The organism is Virgibacillus sp. W0430, from assembly GCF_051846935.1.
Lineage (GTDB): Bacteria > Bacillota > Bacilli > Bacillales > Amphibacillaceae > JBPYCR01.
On record NZ_JBPYCS010000034.1, the window covers coordinates 1 to 22,986 of the forward strand.

Sequence of the window (22,986 nt, forward strand, 5' to 3'; positions counted from 1 at the left end):
AAGGGAGTCAAACATAATGGGGAAGAACAATTCGTTCCGTTCCAAAGAAAGCTTTGAGCTAAATGGTAAGTCTTATAATTACTTTAATTTAAAAGGCATCGAAGACGCCAAATTAGGTAAAGTATCTCGCTTACCATTTTCTATTCGAGTTTTATTAGAATCTGTCATACGTCAATATGATGGGACTGTTATTAAAGATGAACATGTAGAAGGTTTGGCAAAATGGGGAACAAAAGATGGCGAAGGTGCAGATGTTCCATTTAAGCCTGCCCGTGTTATCCTGCAAGACTTTACAGGAGTTCCAGCAGTCGTTGATCTTGCTTCGTTGCGAAAAGCGATGGTTGATATGGGTGGAGATCCGAATAAGATTAATCCTGAAGTACCAGTTGATCTTGTAATTGACCACTCTGTTCAAGTAGACAAATATGGAACACATACTGCTTTACAAGCAAATATGGATCTAGAATTTGAGCGAAATGCTGAAAGATATCAATTTTTAAGCTGGGCACAAAAAGCTTTTGAAAATTACCGCGCAGTACCACCAGCAAGAGGAATTGTACACCAAGTAAACTTAGAGTATTTGGCAAATGTAGTTCATGCAATTGAAAACGACGAAGGTAGTTTTGACACGTTTCCAGATACACTTGTAGGTACGGATTCTCATACACCGATGATTAACGGTTTAGGTGTACTTGGTTGGGGAGTAGGTGGAATTGAAGCTGAAGCTGGAATGCTTGGACAACCTTCATATTTCCCTTCACCAGAAGTTATCGGGGTTAAATTTACAGGAAGCTTCCCAGAGGGAACAACTGCTACAGATCTAGCATTAACAGTTACACAAGTATTACGTGAGAAAAATGTAGTAGGTAAATTTGTTGAGTATTATGGTCCTGGTCTCAAGGATATGCCATTAGCAGACCGTGCTACAATTTCTAATATGGCACCAGAATATGGAGCTACTTGTGGCTTTTTCCCAATTGACGAAGAGTCATTAAACTACTTACGTTTAACTGGTAGAGATGAAGCACAAATTGAATTAGTAGAAAAGTATTGTAAAGCAAACAATCTGTGGTACTCTTCCGAACAGCCAGATCCAGAGTATACAGAAACAGTTGAAATTGATTTGTCCAAACTAGAGCCTAACCTAGCCGGTCCTAAGCGCCCACAAGATCGTATTGCTCTATCTAATATGAAAAAGGAATTTAATAAAGCAATTACTGCTCCTGTAGGAAACCAAGGATTTGGTCTAGATAAATCTGAATTTGATAAAGAAGTAACCGTTGAGCATCCAAATGGTAAAAAGTCAGTTATGCGTACAGGCGCTTTAGCTATTGCAGCTATTACATCTTGTACAAATACTTCAAACCCTTACGTTATGTTAGGTGCTGGACTTTTAGCTAAAAATGCAGTTGAAAAAGGGTTACAAGTTCCAGCTTATGTGAAAACATCTTTGGCACCAGGATCTACGGTCGTTACTCGTTACTTAGATGATTCTGGATTATCTAAGTATCTTGATGAGCTAGGCTTTAATTTAGTTGGTTACGGATGTACAACTTGTATCGGTAACTCAGGTCCATTACGTGAGGAAATCGAAAAAGCAATTATGGAAAACGATTTAGCTGTTGCTTCCGTCCTATCAGGTAACCGTAACTTTGAAGGCCGTATTCATCCGTTAACGAAAGCGAACTATTTAGCTTCACCACCACTTGTTGTGGCATACGCGTTAGCGGGAACAGTAGATATCGATTTAACAACAGAGCCAATTGGAAAAGATCAGGATGGTAATGCTGTCTTTATGAAAGACATTTGGCCTTCTATGGAAGAAATTAGAAAAACCGTTGACAGTGTTGTAAACCCAGAAATATTCCGTAAAGAATATGACAATATTTTCGAATCAAATGAAAAATGGAACGAAATTAATACGACAGATGAACCTTTATATGAATGGGACAACGATTCAACATATATCCAAAACCCACCATTTTTCACGGGGCTATCTAAAGAAGTTGATGAAATTAAGCCATTAAATAATTTGCGAGCAATTGGAAGCTTTGGCGATTCGATTACTACTGACCACATATCACCAGCCGGTGCGATCGCTAAAGATATGCCAGCAGGTCAATATTTGCAAGAACAAGGGGTTTCACCAAGAAACTTTAACTCATACGGCTCTCGACGAGGGAATCATGAAGTAATGATGCGAGGTACATTTGCAAACATTCGAATTCGTAATCTGCTTGCTCCTGGAACAGAAGGCGGTTATACGACGTATTGGCCAACAGGTGAAGTAATGCCAATTTACGATGCTGCAATGAAGTATAAAGAAGACAACACAGGCTTAATTATAATGGGTGGTAAAGATTATGGTATGGGTTCTTCACGTGACTGGGCTGCAAAAGGTTCCAATTTATTAGGAATTAAAGCGGTAATTGCAGAAAGTTACGAGCGAATTCACCGCTCAAACCTAGTTATGATGGGTGTAATTCCATTAGTATTTGACAAAGGTCAAAATGCAGAAAAGCTAGGCTTAACTGGTAAAGAAACGTTTAACATTGATATTGACGAAAATATTAAACCAAATCAAAAATTGAACGTTGTTGCAATTGATGAGGAAGGTAAAAAGACTGAATTTAAAGCAGTTGCTCGCTTCGATAGTGATGTAGAGATTAATTATTACCGTCATGGTGGTATTCTACAGCTCGTATTACGAAGTAAATTAGACGCTTAATTAGTTTATATTTAGATAAAATTAGTAAAAATGGTTCCATTCATCGACGTTAATGAATGGAACCATTTTTTTGTAGTTTGTGCCATGTATCTTGTTGCACGCTTTTATATATTGAATTCATGCAAGTGTATAAATATTTTTTTAATTGGGTATCCTTCCATTATAAGGAGGGATTCTGAATAGCACTTAAAAAGAGACTTTCATTTGATGAGCTAGTTGCTGAAAACCGCAAGAATATATTAGAAAATCGTTACTTTCTTGAGCGTATTGAACAAAATGTTGAAGAAAAATTACATGAGTCATATAAAAATTCTATTTCTGAGCAAAACAATTGACAAAACTGTTAAAAAAGTTTATTTCTTTTTTTATGAAGAAATAAACTTTTTTATTAAAAGAATTCCATACAATAACGAATGCATATTTCAGCTTTCTTATTCAATTAATTGAGTCAATTTCATAATTGCTATTTTTAAAAAATCACAAAAGAACAGAAATTTAAAATCCACTTAAAGCTAGATTGGTATCTGCTGTGTTCCATCCGGATCCACTCCGCTTTCCGCAGGCAACGCCTCAACTAATTTTAAAAGTTTTTCCAAATACTTTTAAAATGGATTCTCGTCTGTTGCTTTACCTGCAGGAGTCTGCGTGGATCCGGAATCCACACAGACGAGTTGGTGTTGCTATGCAACCTGTTTTTTTGGTTGAATGCTGTATTCATTCGATCAACTGCTAATTTAGATGCATTGTATATTAAGGTGACTATATTAAAATAAATTTTTGCTCGTTTACCTGTTCTGTAACGAACATTGATTAAAGTATAATGGTCATAGGGAGTGTCCCTCCAGTCTATTTATGGCTTGTAGTCAATAAGATTTGGGGAGGCGCTTCCTTTTTTAAGTTTTAAAACTCTTTCCCTGTAAGGGCTTGAAATTATGAAATTCATTCAATTTATACGTTTTCCTACATTATTACGATACGGATGGACAGAGCGGTAAAGAATACTTTATAACCAAAGGCTTGTATAAATAAACGATTGATTGGAAGAATAAATTTGAACTGTTAAATAATGAAAAGTAAAGGAGGTTTAAGTTTGCCAGACAATAGACATAAACCAGATGATCGTTCGGATAACAAGGAAAAGTTGCAAAATATGGTTCACAATACATTAGAAAATATTGCGGAAGCAGAAGATTCAATGGAATTTGCATCTGGGGAACAAAAAGAAAATATTAGAAATAAAAACCAGCGACGAAAAGAGTCGATAGAAAGCATGCGGAATGAAATTAAAGACGAAAGTGAATATAGTGATTATTAATACCCGTATGAAAGATTCCAAACAACTCGTTTGGAATCTTTTTATATACGTATCATCGATCTTAAAGTTCCTACTTTTAAAAATTGTTCTATGATAAAATAGAACCGAAGCTAAGGCAAAGGTAGGGATAATAAATGACAGTCGTTAAAACACCAATAGAAGTTAGATACCAAGAAACAGATCAAATGGGCGTTGTGTATCATGCTAATTATCTTGTTTGGTTTGAAATCGGTCGTACAAAATTTGTAGAAAGCTTAGGGTTTGCTTATACGGATATGGAAAAAGATAAGATTGTATCGCCAGTAATTGACGTTCATATTTCCTACAAACACCCTGTTCGATACGGGGATAAAATATATGTTGAAACATGGTTGGAAAAATATGATGGCATCCGAACGGTATATAGATATAACGTGATTGATGAGAACAAAAGGATAGCCGTTACAGGGAAGACAACCCACGTTATAGTACATAAAGATACATTTAAACCTTTAGCATTAAAGCGGATGTACCCAAATTGGCATGATGTATATAAAAAGGCATTAAAGGATACGAAACATGGCGTTCGGGCTTAAACGATCAGAGCTTATAAAGTGGAAACAAGAAGTGCGCCAAGGTAAAATTGCTTTCTTAACACACTATTGGATGGACGAGCGGTTCCCAGATTGCTACACAGTAACTAAAGTAGGTTGCAGTGACATTGAAAAGTTAATACAATGGGGAACTACATACGGACTTAAAAAATCGTACATTCATTTTAAAGGAGATTATCCCCATTACGATCTATTCGGTCGTGTTCAAAAACATATTTTAATGATGGAACGTAAATTCGATCATATTAAAAAGTATAATTTATAATTGTTTTTAAACAGGATAAAGATGAGCAACAAGATAAACATTCACGTCACCAAATATGTATGCACTCCAGTTAATATTCTACATGTATACATGAAAAAGCCTGTATGCCGCAATCCTAAATAAAGCGAAATATGCATACAGGCTATTATTATTCATAATTTATTTTTGGTTCTTGAAGTTCATCATCGAATGTAATGTTTAAATTATTACCATCGAAATACCATGCATCCGAATCTTCGATATAGAACGTACAATGAGCCATCGTCGTTGCTGTATGAACATCAACCGGTTTATCTAGACCTACCCCAAGTGAAAAACCTGGCACGATGCCGCCATATCCTCCATATCGTACAAAAAAACGAACAAAGTTCGATGGCGAGACATTTAGCTCTTGTATATACCAGTTAGCAGCTTTTTCAGTTATCTTTAATTTCATAGAAAAGTCAATCTCCTTCGTATCAGGATCTTTTGCTCTGTTTATCTTCTTCCCGTTCTGGTACTAGATCAATCCCACCTGCATGAAATGGATGACATTTACTAATTCGTATAATCGTCAGATAAGCCCCTTTAATAGTTCCAAATCGTTTAAAGGCTTCGATACTATATTGGGAGCAAGTTGGTAAAAAACGACAACTTGGTGGTTTAAAAGGGCTAATTGCCTTTTGATAAAAGCGAATTAAACCGATAAACAAATAATTCATTACTTAACTTCGCCCGGTATATCTTCCAGCTTATTAAAGCTAATAGTTGCAATTGCATCATGCATATGGATGGACTCCTCATTTTGACATGATACTTTAAATTTTTCTACGAAAGGAAGTTCATACAGATCAGCAGCAACTAGTCGTACCATGTCTTCAACGAAACGAGGATTTTCATATGCTGCCTCTGTAACGATTTTTTCGTCCGGTCGTTTCAATACGGGGTGAATTTTAGAGCTTGCATTGCTTTCAGCTGCATGGAGCAATTGTTTTTTCCAATCGACTTGCTCATCCACTATATCATCTGTGAAAACTACTTCCATAGTTACTCGACCACGTTGACTGTGTGCACTATACTCGCTTATTTCTTTTGAGCAAGGACAGAGTGTTGTCACATATACAGACAGCGAAGCTTCCCATTTAAATCCAGTGTTTTCATTATATACAACATTTAAAGATACATCAGCATGGTTCATACCCGCAAGCTGAGAATTTGGGCCTTTACGTTCATAAAACCAAGGAAATGCAATATTAATTTTAACTTCGTCGTGTTCTAATCGCTGTCTAAGTCTTAAAACGAATTGTTTCAAAGATGGAAAATCAATCATTAATTCTGAATGACCTGCTTCATTTATTTCTTCGAGAAAACGACTCATATTTGTACCTTTACTCGATTTATTTACATTAGAAGTAAGCTGGAACGTGCCAATAGTTGTTTGGATTTTAGGTTTTGTGTCGCTTTTAACAACGATCGGATGCTTGACATTAGCTATTCCTACGGCATCTATATTAAACAAAAAGTCTTTTTTAACGTTTTGTAAATCAGACATATCTTCTTTAGTCGTCGGTTTTGTTCTTGGTCCAGGTTCAACTGAGCCAAACAATTTATGCCTTTCTTCTTTTGCTGGTAATCGTGATGATGCTTGTAATGATTTTATATTATTCATAATTCGTAATTAGCTCCTTTTGTCCATTCATGACCTAACTAAAGTATACTAAATGGTATTATGTACATTCAACGAATAGGTTTGCCATAAAATTCAAATACGTGTTTACATCCATGTAATTTTCGGCTCCGTTTTATTTCTTATACGTTTAATATTTTCTTTATGTCGATAAAACACGAAGATAGTTAGACCAAGAGTCACTATAATTAGTCCCATGTCCCGTAAAATAATAGATGTTATAATTGCGACAAGACCTGTGATCATAGAAGATAGAGAAACATACTTAGATAAATATAAAACGATAATAAAAGTGGCTATAATAATAGCGAATAGTAATGGACTTACTCCTAATAAGATTCCTGCTGACGTAGCAACTGCTTTTCCTCCTTTAAATTTTGCAAAAAGAGGATACGTATGACCTAGCACCGCAAATAAACCGATAATTAAACGATTAACATCTACATCGACAAAATATGCTGCAGCTAGAGGTAAAAGCGTCGCGATTGTCCCTTTTAATATATCCACTAATGTTACAGTGATACCTGCTTTTATACCAAGTACTCTAAATGCATTCGTAGCACCTAAATTCCCACTACCATGTTCTCTAATGTCCAGATTAAACCCAACTTTTCCTACAATTAATGCCGTTGGAATGGATCCTAATAAATAAGAAAAAAGAATAAAAATAAAATAGTCCATCTTACTGCCTGCTTTCTCTTTAATTTACATAATGAATACTAATATAATACATGATGTTTTTCAAAAATGTCTACCTCGGCATTGCCTTCATTAAATCCACGTATATATGAGCGAGAGCTTACAATCTTAAAGAACACCCTTGTTCTATCGATTATTTCCAAAAAAACTCCGACTATCGCTGTTGACATATGTTTCGCTTTCTATCGACAATGCCTCATCTGATTTGAACTCACACATATGAAGCCTCAAAACAATTTTACTCCTATATTGTTACACATTTTAACAAGGAAGTATATAGCTCTAGTGTATGGGGGAAAAGTAAGGGATGCTAGTAGAATTTCATTACTTGCGATCAATTGCTCAATCCATGTCACACTTTTTTATAGTGGAATGTAACCATTCGTCTATAACCGTATTTATTTCATTGTTTTTAGCGTATGATAGAATTGCTTTATAAGAAAGCCTATCATTCTAATCATCATTAAAAGCTGATTGTACAGATGTATCATCATAATTAGAGTATATTTGTATCCATTTTCCAAATGAGCGATAAAAACCATCTATAATGAATCCATCCGTTGTATTATAAAGGATTCTATATAATTGCTTATGTAAGATTAATCAAACAATGTAATTTAAGATAAAGGAGAGAGAAAAATGGAAAATCCGTCAAATGATGAAATGAAATTAATATTGGAATCTACAAAGACGATAGCGGTTGTAGGACTATCAAACAACCCGAGGCGCACTTCGTATCAAGTTTCAAAAGCAATGCAACAAAGCGGTTATCGAATTATTCCAGTTAATCCTACAGTAGACGAAGTTCTTGGCGAAAAAGCATTTGCATCATTAACTGAAATTGAGGATCAGATCGATATAATTAACGTGTTTCGGCGATCGGAATATTTACCTAACCTTGCAAAAGAAGCAGCCCTAACGAATTGCCGCACATTTTGGACACAGCAAGGCATTAAGAATGAAGAAGCATTTCATTTATTGAAAAAGGAAGGATTTACTGTAGTTATGGATGTTTGCATTAAAGTTGCGCACTCAATTTTAGTCCGATCGCAGTAGGTGAGTACAACTATATAAACTAAGTTTTTAGGATGACAAATTATTTGTCATCCTTTTCATCTAAGGGAAAGGTTCGCTTAAAAACATATACATATTGTATTCCTTATAGTATTCTTAATAATGTACTTTCTTATGGTATACATAGGATTAAACGGAATCCAATTTACAAAAGAGATCATTTGTTCTAATATAATGATTAGTTGTTAAACGGCATAGCTTGGAAAGGGGTATGGAATCCATTGGCTCATGAACCTGGAAAATATACAGAAGAATCGATTCAAGTATTAGAAGGTTTAGATGCAGTCCGAAAAAGACCAGCAATGTATATCGGTAGCACGGATATTCGCGGATTGCACCATCTCGTATTTGAAATAATGGATAACGCAGTAGACGAAGCATTAGCAGGCTTTGGAAAAAAAATAAAAGTAACAATACATGAAGATAATAGTATAACAGTTACGGACAATGGTAGAGGAATCCCAACTGGAATGCACACTACAGGAAAATCAACTCCTGAAGTCATATTTACTGTATTACATGCCGGTGGTAAGTTTGGTCAAGGTGGTTACAAAGCAAGCGGTGGACTCCATGGTGTAGGAGCTGCTGTAGTAAACGCACTGTCAGAATGGTTAACAATAACGATTTATCGGGATGGTTTTATTTATCGTCAGCGATTTTCAATTGGAGGGAAGCCAGTTGGCTCCCTTGAAAAAATAGGTACGACGAAAAAGACAGGCACAACGATTCATTTCAAGCCTGATCCTACTATTTTTTCAACGACCATTTTTGACTATGATACGTTAGCTGAACGACTGCAAGAAGCTGCATTTCTATTAAAAGGATTACAAATTGAGCTCCTCGATGCAAGGAACGACAAAAACGTAATTTATGAATACCCGGAAGGTTTAAAATCATTTATCAATTATTTAAATGAGGATAAAGATAAACTGCACTCCGTCATCATGATTGAAGGGGAGCACGAAGATATTGAAGTTGATTTTGCATTTCAATTTAACGATGGGTATGCAGAAAATATGCTCTCTTTTGTAAATCATGTGCGTACAAAAGACGGTGGGACCCATGAAGCTGGAGCTAGAAGTGCAATTACACGTACTTTCAATGATTATGCTCGCAGAATGAATCTTTTGAAATCTAAAGAAAAAAATCTTGAAGGAACGGATATTCGCGAAGGATTAACAGCGATTGTCTCGGTACGTATACCCGAAGAAAAGCTGCAGTTTGAAGGGCAAACAAAAGGCCGTCTTGGAACGTTAGAAGCTCGGTCTACAGTAGAAGTTGTTGTTTCAGAGCAATTAAATTATTTCCTTGAGGAGAATGCAGATGTTGCCAAACTACTCATCCAACGATCGATAAAGGCAAAGGAAGCAAGGGAAGCTGCTCGAAAAGCTCGTGAAGAAGCACGATCTGGAAAGCAAAAAAGGAAAAAAAGCTCATTATTAAGTGGTAAGTTAACTCCGGCACAATCAAGAAACCCGAAAAAGAACGAATTGTATCTTGTTGAGGGGGATTCAGCAGGTGGCTCCGCTAAACTAGGACGTGATCGTAAATTTCAAGCTATTTTACCTTTACGTGGTAAAGTCATTAATACGGAAAAAGCAAAGCTAGAAGACGTAATGAAAAATGAAGAAATCGCAACGATAATACATACAATCGGAGCTGGCGTTGGTGGCGATTTTAATTTGGATGATATTCAGTACGATAAAATTGTTATAATGACAGACGCAGATACAGATGGAGCACATATCCAAGTTCTTTTGCTTACATTTTTTTATCGCTATATGCGTCCTCTAGTCGAAGCGGGTAAAGTGTACATCGCCTTACCTCCACTGTTTAAAATATCCAAAGGTAGAGGAAAGCAAGAGAAGATCATTTATGCATGGAATGAAGAAGAGATGAAAGCAGCTGTTCAACAATTTAAAACGGGCTATGTCATTCAACGATACAAAGGGCTTGGTGAAATGAATGCCGATCAGCTATGGGAAACAACGATGAATCCAGACACTCGGACATTTATCCGGGTTACTATTGATGATATCGCTCGAGCAGAGCGTAGAGTCACGACATTAATGGGAGATAAAGTGTCTCCTAGAAGAAAGTGGATTGAAAACAACGTCGAGTTTGGACTTGATGAGGAGAACAATATATTAGAAAACGATAAGATTCACTTGTAGTAAAGGGGGATTTACATGGCACATTTAAAGCAATACATTGACCTTCCATTGGAAGAAGTAATAGGAGACCGGTTTGGTAGATATAGTAAATACATTATACAAGATCGGGCTTTACCGGATGTCCGTGATGGTCTAAAACCTGTACAAAGGCGAATTTTATATGCCATGCACGAAGATAAAAATACCCATGATAAAAACTTTCGAAAAGCGGCGAAAACAGTAGGTACTGTCATTGGTAATTATCATCCACATGGTGATTCTTCAGTTTACGAAGCAATGGTACGGTTAAGCCAGGATTGGAAGATGCGAAATGTACTCATTGAAATGCATGGAAATAACGGAAGTATAGATGGAGATCCACCTGCAGCAATGCGTTACACCGAAGCTCGCCTATCTAATGTAACTTCAGAGCTTTTAAAGGATATTGAAAAAAACACTGTTGATTTCATCCCGAATTTTGATGATACGATTTCCGAACCAGTTGTTTTCCCTGCAAAATTTCCTAACCTTTTAGTTAATGGCTCTACAGGAATATCGGCTGGGTATGCAACAGATATTCCACCTCATCATTTAGGAGAAGTAATTGATGCAGTAATAATGAAAATTGACTCTCCAAATGCAACAGTTGACCGCCTTATGTCTGTATTAAAAGGCCCCGATTTTCCAACGGGGGGAATTATTCAAGGTGTAGAAGGAATAAAATCCGCATATAAAACAGGCAAGGGACGTATTGTCGTTCGCGGTAAGGCAACCATCCAGCCGATTAAAGGTAATAGGGAACAAATTGTAATTGAAGAAATTCCTTATGATGTGAACAAAGCAACGATGATTCGTAAAATAGATGAATTAATAATTGACCGAAAAGTAGATGGGATAGTAGAAATCCGTGATGAAACGGATCGAACTGGCTTACGAGTTGTCATTGAACTTCGGAAAGATGCAGATAGTGCAGGTATATTAAATTATTTATACAAAAACACAGATCTTCAAGTAACATATAATTTTAATATGGTAGCGATCCAAGATAAGACACCGAAGCTATTATCGTTGCCAGAAATTCTTGACGCCTACATAATTCATCAAAAAGACGTTATAACAAGACAAACAACGTTTGACTTACAGAGAGCGAATGAACGTGCGCATATTGTAGAAGGATTAATTAAAGCCGTCTCCATACTTGATGAATTAATTGCTACAATTCGCGCCTCAGAAAATAAACAAGATGCAAAACTACGTATAGAGAAAAAATATGGCTTTACAGAAAAACAAGCCGAAGCTATCGTTATGTTGCAGCTTTATCGATTAACGAATACAGACATTTTTCAGCTTGAAAAAGAAGCAAGTGAGTTACAGGATAAAATAGATGAATATAATTCGATTTTATCAAGTGATAAAAAGCTGTACCAAATTTTGAAGAAAAACTTACGTCAAATAAAAAAAACATATGCAGACCAACGAAGAACAACGATTGAGGAAGAAATCGAGAATCTATCTATTAACATAGAAGTTACGATCCCGAGTGAGGATGTAGTCGTTTCTATTACAAAAGACGGTTACGTAAAGCGTACGAGTATGCGATCGTTTGGCGCATCAAATATTGAAGATGTCACAATAAAAGAAGACGATCATCTAATAAGTCTAATGGAGCTTAATACGACAGACAAAATTCTATTATTTACAAATAAAGGAAAGTTTATCTGTCTTCCAATTCACGAGCTGCCTGAAATTCGTTGGAAAGATAGTGGACAACACCTCTCTAACATTTCTACCCTGGATAGTGATGAATTTATTGTAGAAAGCGTACCGATACGTGCTTTTAATGACGATGACTATTTAATTTTTATTACGAAGAACGGGATGATTAAACGTAGTAAATTACATCTATATGATGCACAAAGATTCTCTCGTGCATTAATCGCAATCAATTTGAAAAATGACGATGAAGTAGTAAATGTTTATCAAACAGATGGCAACGCTAATATTTTTCTCACTTCAAATAAAGGATACGGCTTATGGTTTCATGAATCAGATATATCTGTTGTTGGTCAACGTGCACAAGGTGTAATTGGCATACAGCTAAAAGAAGGAGAAATTGTAGTTAATGGACATGCATTTGACGATCTATCCGAACCGTCAATTGTAATAATTACACAGCGGGGAGCGTGTAAACGAATGAAGCTAGCGTCCTTTGAAAAGTCCACGCGTGCCAAAAGAGGTGTAGTTATGCTCCGTGAATTAAAAAAGAAAGCACACAGAATTAAAGGATTCTATTTCGTTAATGAAAATGATAAACTATGTTTTGAAACTATGGCAGGGGAAAAACATCGAATCTTTCCATTAGAATTACCGATTAGCGATCGCTATAGTAATGGCTCTTTCGTAATCGATGCAGATAATCAAGGTGAAGTAGAACAAACGTGGCTTGAAGCAGAGTATCGGAAGCCTTTTTTGGAAAAAGAAAAGTAACGAATATAGTATAATGATTTAACAGAAGAGCACCTCGGTAGGTTATTGTGTAATATTTTAATTCTATCAAAAGGTGCTCTTTTTGTTTTCTGTTTTTGGAGCTGAATAACGAATCATGGTCATTTAAATATTAAATGCTCAAATCCAAATGATTATAACGGAAGGTACAACTCCTGTGGAAAAAATCATACGTCTGAAGCCCCTTATAGCGACACGACAGTGAGCTATAAAAGATGAAGTAATGCTATCGGAACCGTCCAGCTTACGTTACAATCAAAGCGATTATCAACACACTGTAGAACACTTTTTGTGTAGAAGGACGCATCGGATTTCTTATTAGAATGACAAAAAGAAAGCGTCATACAAAGAGACGTTATAAACTCTTAAAAAGAGACTAGCTTATTGGCGCTTCCCTTCGTTTTTATCTAACAATGGAATATCTAAAAATAATTTGGTATTCTAAATAAAAGAATAAAGTGTAAAACTGTAGTTTTGGGAGTATTAGGAGGAGGCTTGGCATGAATTTTGAGTTAACGAAAGAACAAGCAATGATTCAGAAAATGGTTCGGGATTTTGCCCAAGATGTAATTAAACCTAGAGCAATTGAAATAGATACAACTGCTAAATTTCCTGAAGATATTTTTAAGCAAATTGGTGAATTAGGCTTAATGGGTATTCCATTTCCGGAAAAATATGGGGGTTCAGAAGGCGATACAATCTCGTATGCGATTGCTGTTGAAGAAATAGGAAAGGCGTGCGGAAGCACAGGATTAAGTTATGCAGCGAATGTTTCACTTGGTGCAAGTCCAATTTTTTATTTCGGAACCGAAGAGCAGAAAGAAAAGTATTTAAAGCCAATGGCGGAAGGGAAGGCTTTAGGTGCATTTGGTCTCACTGAACCGAATGCTGGGTCAGATGCCGGTGGTACAAAAACTACTGCCGTCCTAAATGGTGATGAGTACATAATTAATGGTGAAAAGTGTTTTATTACAAATGCAAGTTTTGCCGATACAATAATAGTTACTGCTGTTACAAGTAAAAACGCACAAGGAAAGAACGTAATATCTGCTTTAATCGTTCCTACAGAATCAGAAGGCTTAACGATTACAAGCAATTATGACAAAATGGGAGTAAGAGGTTCAGATACGGCTGAGGTAGTCTTAAATAATGTACGTGTTCCGAAAGAAAACTTACTTGGGGATCCGCATAAAGGATTTAAACAATTTTTACATACATTGGATGGTGGAAGAATTTCCATTGCTGCCTTAGGAGTAGGTATAGCTCAAGCATCGCTTGATAAATCGTTGGCCTATGCAAAGGAGCGAACGCAATTCGGTAAATCTATATCAAGCTTTCAAGCAGTACAGTTTAAGTTATCAAACATGGCTATGGAAATTGAATTAGCAAGAAACATGATATATAAAGCTGCTTGGTTGAAGGATAATAATAAACCTTTTTCAAAAGAAGCTGCTTATGCCAAATTATTTGCAACCGAAACGGCATTTCGAGCTGCTAACGAAGCGATACAAATACATGGCGGTTATGGATATATGCGAGAATATGAAGTAGAACGTTACTTAAGAGATGCAAAATTATTAGAAATCGGTGAAGGGACATCAGAAATTCAACGTCTTGTTATTGCAAGACAATTAGGATGTAAGTAATTATTTTGTCCATCCACAAAAAGGAGGGATACTTTGATTAAAAAAATATTAATTGCCAATCGGGGTGCAATAGCTAGTCGAATTATTCGCACGTGTAAACGATTAAATATAAAAACGGTAGCAGTATATTCAGAAGCAGATAAGCATACACCATATGTGGCTATGGCAGATGAATGCTTTCTGTTGGGCGGGCCACGCGTACATGAAAGTTATTTAAACATCGAAAAAATTATTGACATTGCTCAAACTGCACATGTTGATGCAATACATCCTGGTTATGGCTTTTTAAGTGAAAATGCAGATTTTGCGCGGAAATGCGAGTCAGAAGGTATCCTTTTTATCGGTCCTAACAGTGATGTAATTGAAAAAATGGGAGATAAGGTAGCGGCAAGAAAGACAATGAGCAACGCAGGAATCCCAATAATACCTGGGACAAAGCAAGCTGTTGAAACTTCAGAAGAAGCAATTGCTGCTGCACAAACGATTGGCTATCCAGTAATGCTTAAGGCTGCTGCTGGAGGCGGCGGCATTGGCATGCAGGTTGTCGATTCAGATGAAGCGTTAAAAAAAGCGTTTAATAGTAATTCAGAACGAGCGAAAAACTTCTTCGGCAATGGTGCAATGTTTATCGAAAAGAAAATAACGAATGCACACCATGTTGAGGTACAATTACTAGCTGACAAATATGGAAATACGATTCATTTGTTTGAACGGGAATGCTCCATTCAAAGACGAAATCAAAAGGTGATTGAGGAAGCCCCTTCGCCTTTCATCCAAGATAGTACAAGAAAGAAAATGGGAAATGTTGCGGTTAAAGCGGCTAAAGCTATTAATTATACAAATGCTGGTACTATTGAATTTTTAGTAGATGAAAAAGAGAATTTCTACTTCTTAGAAATGAATACGAGAATACAAGTAGAGCATGGAGTAACGGAAGAAATTACTCATATTGATATCGTCGAAGAACAAATAAATATTGCGAATGGAAAGAAGCTATCTTTTAGTCAATCTGATATTACAATACACGGGCACGCAATTGAAGCGAGAATTTATGCAGAAGATCCAGTCACTTTCTTTCCTTCCCCAGGTGAGATTACTGCATTCCATCTACCAGAGGCCGAGCATATTCGGCATGAAGTAACTGTAGCCAATCGTATGACCGTTACACCATTTTACGATCCAATGATAGGAAAGCTTATAGTAACAAGTGAAACACGGCAAGAAGCAATAACGAACATGCTTCACGCACTCGATAACTATGTAATAAAAGGAATAAAAACAAACATTCCAATGGTTAAAAATATAATCGAACAAGAAAAGTTTCAATCTGGAATTACACCTACATCATTTGTTGAGGAATATTATATTCCAAAAACCAAGAAATTAAAGGAGGAATAATTATGCAAGAAATTAAAGCAAGTATGGCAGGAAGCGTATGGAAAATCGTTGTTTCTGAAGGGGATCAAGTCAATGCCGGCGACGAGATTGTCATTTTAGAGTCAATGAAAATGGAAATTCCTATTTCAGCAGAAACAGGAGGGACGGTAAAGTCTATCTCCGTTTCAGAAGGAGATTTTGTCAACGAAGCAGACTTAATTGCTACTATTGAGTAATTCTCTTTAGATTGAGGGGGATATACGTGTCCGAACGAGTAACGGTACAATGGTTAAATGATCATTTGGTCGTTTTAAAAATAAATAGGCCCGACGCAGCAAACGCATTATCAATGGATGTTCTTACGCAAATAAATATCTTTATTAAAGAATTTAAAGCCAATACTAATATTCGGTGTCTAATTATTACAGGTGCTGGTAATAAAGCATTTTGTGCAGGTGCAGATTTAAAAGAGCGGAAAGGTATGACAGAGGAACAAGTCATAGATACCGTACGATATATCGGGGAAACAATAACAAATATTGAGTCATTACAGTTCCCGGTTATTGCCGCTATAAATGGTGTAGCATTAGGCGGAGGTCTGGAGCTGGCATTAGCATGTGACATCCGCTTCGCTTCCGAACATGCCAAAATGGGGCTTACTGAAACATCACTAGCAATTATTCCCGGTGCAGGAGGCACACAACGCCTTCCTCGATTAATAGGAATTGGACAAGCAAAACGGTTAATTTATACTGCTGAAAGAATCGACGCGGATGAAGCACTACGAATCGGGCTCGTAGAACATATTGTAAGCAGCGACCAATTGATGGACAATGCTATTACTATGGCCAATAAAATAACAAAAAATGGTCCGATCGCTTTAAAACAAGCAAAAATTGCGATTAATATGGGAGTACAAGCAGATATTCATACTGGGCTTTCAATCGAGCATTTATGTTATAAAGAAACATTACATACAACGGATCGCTTGGAAGGACTGGCCGCTTTTAAGGAAAAGCGAAATCCAATATATAAAGGTAAATGATGCAGGAGGGCATGTATGTCTTATATTGAAGATTTGCAAAACAAAATTAAAAAAATCGAACAAGGTGGGAATGAAAAATACCATCAAAAGAATAAAGAAAAAGGGAAACTATTCGTACGGGAACGGTTACGGTTGTTATTTGATGACAATATTAATATAGAAGATGCATTTTTTGCAAACTGTCTGGATGATACATTACCATCTGATGGGGTTGTAACTGGAATAGGACAAATAAATGGACAATCGGTTTGTGTAATGGCAAATGATTCTACCGTGAAAGCTGGATCGTGGGGAAAACGAACCGTAGAAAAAATGATTCGTATACAAGAAACCGCAGAAAAGTTAGAGATACCTATGTTATATCTAATTGACTCAGCTGGTGCTCGAATTACCGATCAAATCGAGATGTTTCCAGGACGACGTGGCGCAGGACGTATTTTTCATAATCAAATTAAATTATCCGGCCGAGTTCCACAAATATGTTTACTGTTTGGCCCGTCTGCAGCAGGAGGCGCGTATATTCCTGCATTCTGTGATATCGTTGTTATGGTTGACGGTAACGCCTCGATGTATTTAGGCTCTCCTCGAATGGCTGAAATGGTTATAGGCGAAAAAGTTAGCCTTGAAGAAATGGGCGGTGCAAAGATGCATTGTTCTGTATCTGGGTGTGGCGATGTATTAGTGCAAACAGAACAAGAAGCCATTCAATTTGCAAGACGCTATTTACAATACTTTCCTGCTAACTTCAGAGAAAAACCTGCCCATATTGAGGCTAAAACAACTAAGAAGCTCGAAGCTTCCATTGAAGAAATTATACCAAAAAACCAAAATACTCCATTTAACATGTACGACTTAATTGACCGATTAATTGATGAAGACAGTTTTTGCGAAATCAAAAAGAAATTTGCACCCGAAATAATTACAGGCCTAGCTCGAATGAATGGAAAAGCTATTGGAATCATTGCCAACCAGCCGAAAGTAAAAGGCGGCGTTTTATTTCCTGATTCTGCAGATAAAGCTGCTAAATTCATTCAACTATGTGATGCATTCAATATTTCTTTATTGTTTCTTATGGATATTCCAGGTTTTATGATTGGAACACGTGTAGAACAAGCTGGCATTATTCGCCACGGTGCAAAAATGCTTGCGATGATGAGTGAAGCAACTGTTCCAAAAATTTCCGTAGTCGTTCGAAAAGCATACGGTGCTGGCTTATATGCAATGGCCGGACCGGCATTTGATCCGGATTGTTGTATTGCGTTACCAACTGCACAAATTGCCGTAATGGGGCCAGAAGCAGCTGTAAATGCTGTATATGCAAATAAAATAGCCGAGTTAAGTGACGATGAAAAGCGCGCATTTATTAAACAAAAGCAAGATGAATACAAGGCAGATATTGACATTTATCGATTAGCATCCGAAATGGTTATCGATACGGTTATCGAGCCAAATAAGTTGCGCGAAGAATTAACTGCACGATTTAACGTGTATGAATCAAAACAAGTAGTATTTACTGAAAGAAAACATGGCGTTTACCCAGTATAAATGAGGCTGAGACATAACGAAGTTGCTAAGTTAAATTCCGAATAATGAACGAGATTAGCTTTGGAAATATAGACTCTTTGAAAAAGTGGATCGCTTTTCTGTGTGCGATGTATCGTTCCTGAAGCGTTCCTTGTCCTGCAAGAGAAAAAGCATTGGTGAGATCTCGGTAAAAGCGTTAGCTTTGAAGAGACTTACTAGTCGTCTGTGGTAATGAAGATACTGTGCATACAATGCATGAGCGGATGTCCTTCTTTTGCTGTGCGGGAAGAGTCTTTATATTTCCAGAGAGGGGCTCATTCTTTACATCTAATTGCTCGGTGTTTAACTAGATGAAATACTTCTGTCTCAGCCTTTTTTCGTTCTATTTTGAATATATGATTCGGTAAAACAAATTACAGCTAAGTACATATAGTACTATAAGAGTAAGATTCATTAGTTGACAATATTTTTATTATGTAAACTAGATGAAATCCAATTATTTTAAATTTTTGCAGATAAATGGTACGCTTAATTTGAATGGAATTGAAAGAGAGGATTTAAGTATGAATAATCGACTTTTTCGTGATGCAATGGGGAAATTTGCAACAGGGATTACAATTGTTACGATGGACGATAAGGGCGAAGCTATTGGAATGACAGTCAATGCCTTCATGTCTGTTTCGTTAGACCCGAAGCTAATCGCCGTTTCAATAGATCATAAAGCAAGTATGTACAATAAATTGCAGGAAACAAAGAAATTCGGTGTAAGTATTTTAACAGAACACCAGAAAGATATTTCAATGATTTTTGCAAAACAAATCGAAAAGGATAAAGAGATTGCATACAATCAATTAAATCAAATACCTGTAATTAAGGATGCAATGGTAAATTTAGCGTGCAAAGTGACAAATTGCATAGAAGCTGGTGATCATATGATCTTTATTGCAGAAGTTACGGATCTAATAATGAATGAAAATAAACAAATGCCAGTCTTATACTTTAATGGCCAGTACAATTACTTGCAATCTAATTAATAACCACAATTTATTTTACAATTAATTATAAAAGCGTTTATTTTCAATAAGTGGATGAATGACCGTAGTAAACATTCGATTTTTTAACAGTACATTTCCCCCATAAATTTGCAATACAACCCGTAAGCTTGAAAATTCGCGATATATGTTATGTTGAGCAGTTGTTGAAACATACTGGGCTCCAATCATCAAATGAGTATGGTTGGAGCCTTATTTAGTTTAAGCAATGTTATATTGCCAATCATTCAATCCAATGTAGTTTATAAGTATGAGTAAAATGTTTGTGGGGGAACAAATGCACGAATCTAACTAGATAATATGTGATCAATTTTACTTCGAACGATATACACATGAATAACACCGTTGATTTTCACTGCCCACGGAAAGCGTAGTGCATATCTACTGCGGTCGGTAGGAAGCAATACTAAAATTAACGAATACAAAGAGAGGTTTTTTAACTTCTTAAAATAACACCCACAAATACTTGACTCAATCAGTTTATAAGATGCGGTAGAAAACAGCTCAAATATTTCGTATAATGTAGATTAGAATTGTTATGTAGAAAGGAATTGTATACCTTGACAGTCATGGAAAAATTACAAACAAAAATGACAAAAGACCATATTATTGCTCTATATAAAGTGCTCAGCGACAATAATGATCATGAAAACGCTTTTAAAATGCTCGAATTATATGAAAAAATACAAAAGCAAGAGTTAATTATAACGTTTGCAGGTCATTTTTCTGCAGGAAAATCATCAATGATTAACAAGCTACTTGACCAGGAAATTTTGCCTAAAAGCCCTATTCCTACAAGTGCTAATATCGTGAAAATATGTTCGGGAGATGAAGCAGCAAAAGTTTTTTTTCATAATGATATCCCAATAAAATATTCTGCACCGTATGATATTGAAATGATTAAAGAGTATTGCAAGGATAAGGATACAATTAAACAAATAGAACTCGTAACGGAGAACAGCTTTTTACCAGAAGGCGCTTCATTAATAGACACACCTGGAATAGATGCTGCAGATGATGCTGATCGATTAATGACAGAGTCTTCCTTACATCTCGTAGATATATTGTTTTATGTAATGGACTACAACCATGTACAATCGGAAGTAAATTTATTGTTTTTAAAAAGCTTGCAAAAAAAAGGCATACCTTTCTACGTCATAATAAATCAAGTAGACAAACATAATGAAAACGAATTACCATTTAAATCGTTTGAAAGAAGTATTAATCAAACGTTTGATCAATGGGGAATTTCACCAAAAGCGATATACTTTACTTCATTACTAAAAGAAAATGCACCACATAACCAATTTCAAAAATTAAAAAAACTGTTGTTTGATCTACTTCGTTCAAATAAAAAAGACCTTATGCGTACGGATGCATCCATTCAACAAATTATTGAGTCTCATGAACGATTTTTAAAACAAGAGGCAGAAGAGCAGTTAGCATCATACAATTCGCAAAGTGTTACTAATTCGGATATTGACAAGTTAGATCAATTGGAGCAACAGATTGTACAATTAAAATCCTTTCCAAAACAGCTAAAGGATATGTTCCAGGAACAAGTGACTATTACGCTGAAAAATGCTTATTTAATGCCTGCAAGTTTACGAGACCAAGCAGAGGGATTTTTACTTTCTCAACAAAAAGGCTTCAAAATAGGCTTGTTCGGTTCAAAGAAAAAAACGGAGGAAGAGCGACAAGCTCGATTAAATACATTTATTACGGAACTACAAAAAAGTATTGAGTCGGCTATTCAATGGAAACTACGCGATAAGATTATGCAGTTATTAAATGAAAATAAGCTGGCAAACCCTAAGTTAATCGAAAGCGTACAACAATTATCTGTCACCTATGAAACAGAAGACTTATTCTCTCATCTCAAAGAAGGAGCTCAAGTAAATGGCAACTATGTACTAAATTACACAAACGAAATTAGCACGGATATTAAGAGTAAATTTCGAGTAAAAGTCCAACAACTTTGGACTAAAATTGAAACGTTCGTGCAGGACGATGTACAGCGTAAATTGGAAGTGTTTGAGGAGCAACAAAAACAGCTGAAGCTTGCTTATGAGTGGAAGGAGCAGCAGGATAAGCTTGAAAATGAACTGAAAACGAGACTAAACACGATAGAGAATGTATGTTTGAACCCTAAAATTGACGACAGAATCGTCGGACATTTAGAAAAGGAATTAACGCAAAAAAACAATACACGACCCGCTGAACATAGCGAGCATAAAGTTAAGCATGCCGTAAACAATCGTGTTAATGACAAGACGAGCCAAGAAAGCGTAGACAAGCTGACACATCGCGCGTTTAACTCTAACCGGGCTACTGTTGACGAAGTCATGCGAGCGATCGATCATACAATTGCTACTGTAGAAGAGTTACCTATGTTTCAAGAGATTCTTTCTGATTTAAATAGAAAAAGAGAGCGTTTAGATCAAAGAAAACTAACAATTGCTTTATTCGGTGCATTTAGTGCGGGTAAATCATCCTTTGCAAACGCGCTACTTGGTGAACGACTTTTGCCAGCTTCACCGAATCCAACTACGGCTGTTATTAACCGAATTTCTCCTGTTACTCCAATACACAAGCATGGCACAATAGTTATTAAGCTAAAGAACAATGAAACATTATACGAAGATTTATATCGTATAACGAAACCATTTACGCCACCTAAAGGAAATTTCGAAACACTTCTCTCCTGGGTGAAAGAGAATAAAATATATAAAAGCAATGACTTAAATAAAATGTATCAGTCGTATTTAGAGGCCATGATTTCAGGGTATGAACAACTGAAAGATTCTATTGGCAATACGATAGACATTACACTTGAGGAATTCTCTAAATATGTTACAGACGAAACGAAAGCTTGTTATTTTGAACAAGTCGATTTGTATTACGATTGCTCGTTAACAAAACAAGGAATTACTTTAGTTGATACACCTGGAGCAGATTCTGTTAACGCTCGTCATACGAATGTCGCTTTCGATTATATTAAGCAAGCAGACGCAATATTATACGTTACGTATTATAATCATGCGTTATCCCGGGCAGACAAAGATTTTCTTATGCAATTAGGACGTGTGAAAGAAGCATTTGAGCTTGATAAAATGTTTTTTATAATAAATGCTTCTGACTTAGCGCAAAACGATGCAGACTTACAGCTTGTCATACAATATGTTGAAGAACAGCTTCTTCAATTAGGAATTCGATTCCCAAAAATATTTTCAGTTTCTAGCAAGCAATCGTTAGAAAACAAACTTATTGATGAACCATTGAATGAAGAAATGAAACGATTTGAGTTTGAATTTTATCAGTTTATAAATGAAGACTTAGCTAAA

General features: G+C 36.2%; 19 protein-coding genes. 15 read left to right on the top strand and 4 right to left on the bottom strand.

Annotation, left to right across the window (positions count from 1 at the left end):
- Positions 1-16: 16 nt before the first annotated feature.
- The 5 genes from acnA (at position 17) to ACLIBH_RS12950 (ending at position 4,901) form a co-directional block, all read left to right on the top strand.
- Positions 17-2,728 (top strand): aconitate hydratase AcnA, encoded by a 2,712-nt coding sequence (gene acnA, locus ACLIBH_RS12930; protein ID WP_439317130.1) that lies wholly within the window; start codon positions 17-19, stop codon positions 2,726-2,728.
- A gap of 179 nt (positions 2,729-2,907) precedes the next feature.
- Positions 2,908-3,063, top strand: a complete 156-nt coding sequence (locus ACLIBH_RS12935; RefSeq protein ID WP_439317147.1) for an FbpB family small basic protein — start codon at positions 2,908-2,910, stop codon at positions 3,061-3,063.
- A gap of 731 nt (positions 3,064-3,794) precedes the next feature.
- Positions 3,795-4,043, top strand: coding sequence for a small acid-soluble spore protein Tlp (gene tlp / locus ACLIBH_RS12940; protein WP_439317131.1), 249 nt, complete (start codon positions 3,795-3,797; stop codon positions 4,041-4,043).
- A 134-nt stretch (positions 4,044-4,177) separates the two neighbouring features.
- Positions 4,178-4,618, top strand: coding sequence for an acyl-CoA thioesterase (locus tag ACLIBH_RS12945; protein WP_439317132.1), 441 nt, complete (start codon positions 4,178-4,180; stop codon positions 4,616-4,618).
- Entirely contained in the window at positions 4,602-4,901 is a 300-nt protein-coding gene (locus ACLIBH_RS12950; protein WP_439317133.1) for a hypothetical protein, read from the top strand. Before ACLIBH_RS12945 ends, ACLIBH_RS12950 begins: the two co-directional genes overlap by 17 nt.
- A gap of 148 nt (positions 4,902-5,049) precedes the next feature.
- On the opposite strand, the gene ACLIBH_RS12955 is transcribed toward ACLIBH_RS12950, so the two are convergent.
- The 4 genes from ACLIBH_RS12955 to plsY all read right to left on the bottom strand — a co-directional run bounded on the left by ACLIBH_RS12955 (position 5,050) and on the right by plsY (position 7,248).
- Positions 5,050-5,337: a HesB/YadR/YfhF family protein gene (locus ACLIBH_RS12955; RefSeq protein ID WP_439317134.1), complete on the bottom strand. Its 288-nt coding sequence runs from the start codon at positions 5,335-5,337 to the stop codon at positions 5,050-5,052.
- A 22-nt stretch (positions 5,338-5,359) separates the two neighbouring features.
- Positions 5,360-5,602 (bottom strand): membrane protein insertion efficiency factor YidD, encoded by a 243-nt coding sequence (gene yidD / locus ACLIBH_RS12960; protein WP_439317135.1) that lies wholly within the window; start codon positions 5,600-5,602, stop codon positions 5,360-5,362.
- A complete protein-coding gene (gene folE2 / locus ACLIBH_RS12965) occupies positions 5,602-6,549 on the bottom strand; it encodes a GTP cyclohydrolase FolE2 (RefSeq protein WP_439317136.1) in 948 nt (315 codons plus the stop codon). The genes yidD and folE2 overlap by 1 nt, the downstream gene beginning before the upstream one ends.
- Positions 6,550-6,654: 105 nt before the next feature.
- Positions 6,655-7,248 (bottom strand): glycerol-3-phosphate 1-O-acyltransferase PlsY, encoded by a 594-nt coding sequence (gene plsY / locus ACLIBH_RS12970; protein ID WP_439317137.1) that lies wholly within the window; start codon positions 7,246-7,248, stop codon positions 6,655-6,657.
- A gap of 657 nt (positions 7,249-7,905) precedes the next feature.
- On the opposite strand from plsY, the gene ACLIBH_RS12975 reads away from it, so the two are divergent.
- The 10 genes from ACLIBH_RS12975 to ACLIBH_RS13020 all read left to right on the top strand — a co-directional run.
- Positions 7,906-8,322: a CoA-binding protein gene (locus ACLIBH_RS12975; protein ID WP_439317138.1), complete on the top strand. Its 417-nt coding sequence runs from the start codon at positions 7,906-7,908 to the stop codon at positions 8,320-8,322.
- 239 nt (positions 8,323-8,561) lie between these two features.
- Positions 8,562-10,514, top strand: coding sequence for a DNA topoisomerase IV subunit B (gene parE / locus ACLIBH_RS12980; protein ID WP_439317139.1), 1,953 nt, complete (start codon positions 8,562-8,564; stop codon positions 10,512-10,514).
- Between the two features lie 15 nt (positions 10,515-10,529).
- A complete protein-coding gene (gene parC, locus ACLIBH_RS12985; RefSeq protein ID WP_439317140.1) occupies positions 10,530-12,980 on the top strand; it encodes a DNA topoisomerase IV subunit A in 2,451 nt (816 codons plus the stop codon).
- Between the two features lie 518 nt (positions 12,981-13,498).
- Complete coding sequence (locus tag ACLIBH_RS12990; RefSeq protein WP_439317141.1) at positions 13,499-14,644, top strand: acyl-CoA dehydrogenase family protein; 1,146 nt, start codon at positions 13,499-13,501, stop codon at positions 14,642-14,644.
- A gap of 33 nt (positions 14,645-14,677) precedes the next feature.
- Positions 14,678-16,042: an acetyl-CoA carboxylase biotin carboxylase subunit gene (locus ACLIBH_RS12995; RefSeq protein WP_439317142.1), complete on the top strand. Its 1,365-nt coding sequence runs from the start codon at positions 14,678-14,680 to the stop codon at positions 16,040-16,042.
- Positions 16,043-16,044: 2 nt separating this feature from the next.
- Complete coding sequence (locus tag ACLIBH_RS13000) at positions 16,045-16,257, top strand: acetyl-CoA carboxylase biotin carboxyl carrier protein subunit (protein ID WP_439317143.1); 213 nt, start codon at positions 16,045-16,047, stop codon at positions 16,255-16,257.
- Positions 16,258-16,283: 26 nt separating this feature from the next.
- Positions 16,284-17,066, top strand: coding sequence for an enoyl-CoA hydratase (locus ACLIBH_RS13005; RefSeq protein ID WP_439317144.1), 783 nt, complete (start codon positions 16,284-16,286; stop codon positions 17,064-17,066).
- Between the two features lie 15 nt (positions 17,067-17,081).
- Positions 17,082-18,611, top strand: coding sequence for an acyl-CoA carboxylase subunit beta (locus ACLIBH_RS13010; protein ID WP_439317145.1), 1,530 nt, complete (start codon positions 17,082-17,084; stop codon positions 18,609-18,611).
- Between the two features lie 542 nt (positions 18,612-19,153).
- Positions 19,154-19,624 carry a flavin reductase family protein gene (locus ACLIBH_RS13015; protein WP_439317146.1) on the top strand — a complete coding sequence of 157 codons (471 nt, stop codon included), beginning with the start codon at positions 19,154-19,156 and terminating at the stop codon, positions 19,622-19,624.
- A gap of 587 nt (positions 19,625-20,211) precedes the next feature.
- The coding region (locus ACLIBH_RS13020) for a dynamin family protein (RefSeq protein WP_439317148.1) at positions 20,212-22,986 on the top strand (2,775 nt) is incomplete at its 3' end.

Excerpts from the sequence above, each read along its gene's own strand:
- acnA (WP_439317130.1), top strand. The coding sequence starts at position 17 with ATGGGGAAGAACAATTCGTTCCGTTCCAAAGAAAGCTTTGAGCTAAAT.
- tlp (WP_439317131.1), top strand. The coding sequence starts at position 3,795 with ATGAAAAGTAAAGGAGGTTTAAGTTTGCCAGACAATAGACATAAACCA.
- ACLIBH_RS12945 (WP_439317132.1), top strand. The coding sequence starts at position 4,178 with ATGACAGTCGTTAAAACACCAATAGAAGTTAGATACCAAGAAACAGAT.
- ACLIBH_RS12950 (WP_439317133.1), top strand. The coding sequence starts at position 4,602 with ATGGCGTTCGGGCTTAAACGATCAGAGCTTATAAAGTGGAAACAAGAA.
- ACLIBH_RS12955 (WP_439317134.1), bottom strand. The coding sequence starts at position 5,337 with ATGAAATTAAAGATAACTGAAAAAGCTGCTAACTGGTATATACAAGAG.
- yidD (WP_439317135.1), bottom strand. The coding sequence starts at position 5,602 with ATGAATTATTTGTTTATCGGTTTAATTCGCTTTTATCAAAAGGCAATT.
- folE2 (WP_439317136.1), bottom strand. The coding sequence starts at position 6,549 with ATGAATAATATAAAATCATTACAAGCATCATCACGATTACCAGCAAAA.
- plsY (WP_439317137.1), bottom strand. The coding sequence starts at position 7,248 with ATGGACTATTTTATTTTTATTCTTTTTTCTTATTTATTAGGATCCATT.
- ACLIBH_RS12975 (WP_439317138.1), top strand. The coding sequence starts at position 7,906 with ATGGAAAATCCGTCAAATGATGAAATGAAATTAATATTGGAATCTACA.
- parC (WP_439317140.1), top strand. The coding sequence starts at position 10,530 with ATGGCACATTTAAAGCAATACATTGACCTTCCATTGGAAGAAGTAATA.
- ACLIBH_RS12990 (WP_439317141.1), top strand. The coding sequence starts at position 13,499 with ATGAATTTTGAGTTAACGAAAGAACAAGCAATGATTCAGAAAATGGTT.
- ACLIBH_RS13000 (WP_439317143.1), top strand. The coding sequence starts at position 16,045 with ATGCAAGAAATTAAAGCAAGTATGGCAGGAAGCGTATGGAAAATCGTT.
- ACLIBH_RS13010 (WP_439317145.1), top strand. The coding sequence starts at position 17,082 with ATGTCTTATATTGAAGATTTGCAAAACAAAATTAAAAAAATCGAACAA.
- ACLIBH_RS13015 (WP_439317146.1), top strand. The coding sequence starts at position 19,154 with ATGAATAATCGACTTTTTCGTGATGCAATGGGGAAATTTGCAACAGGG.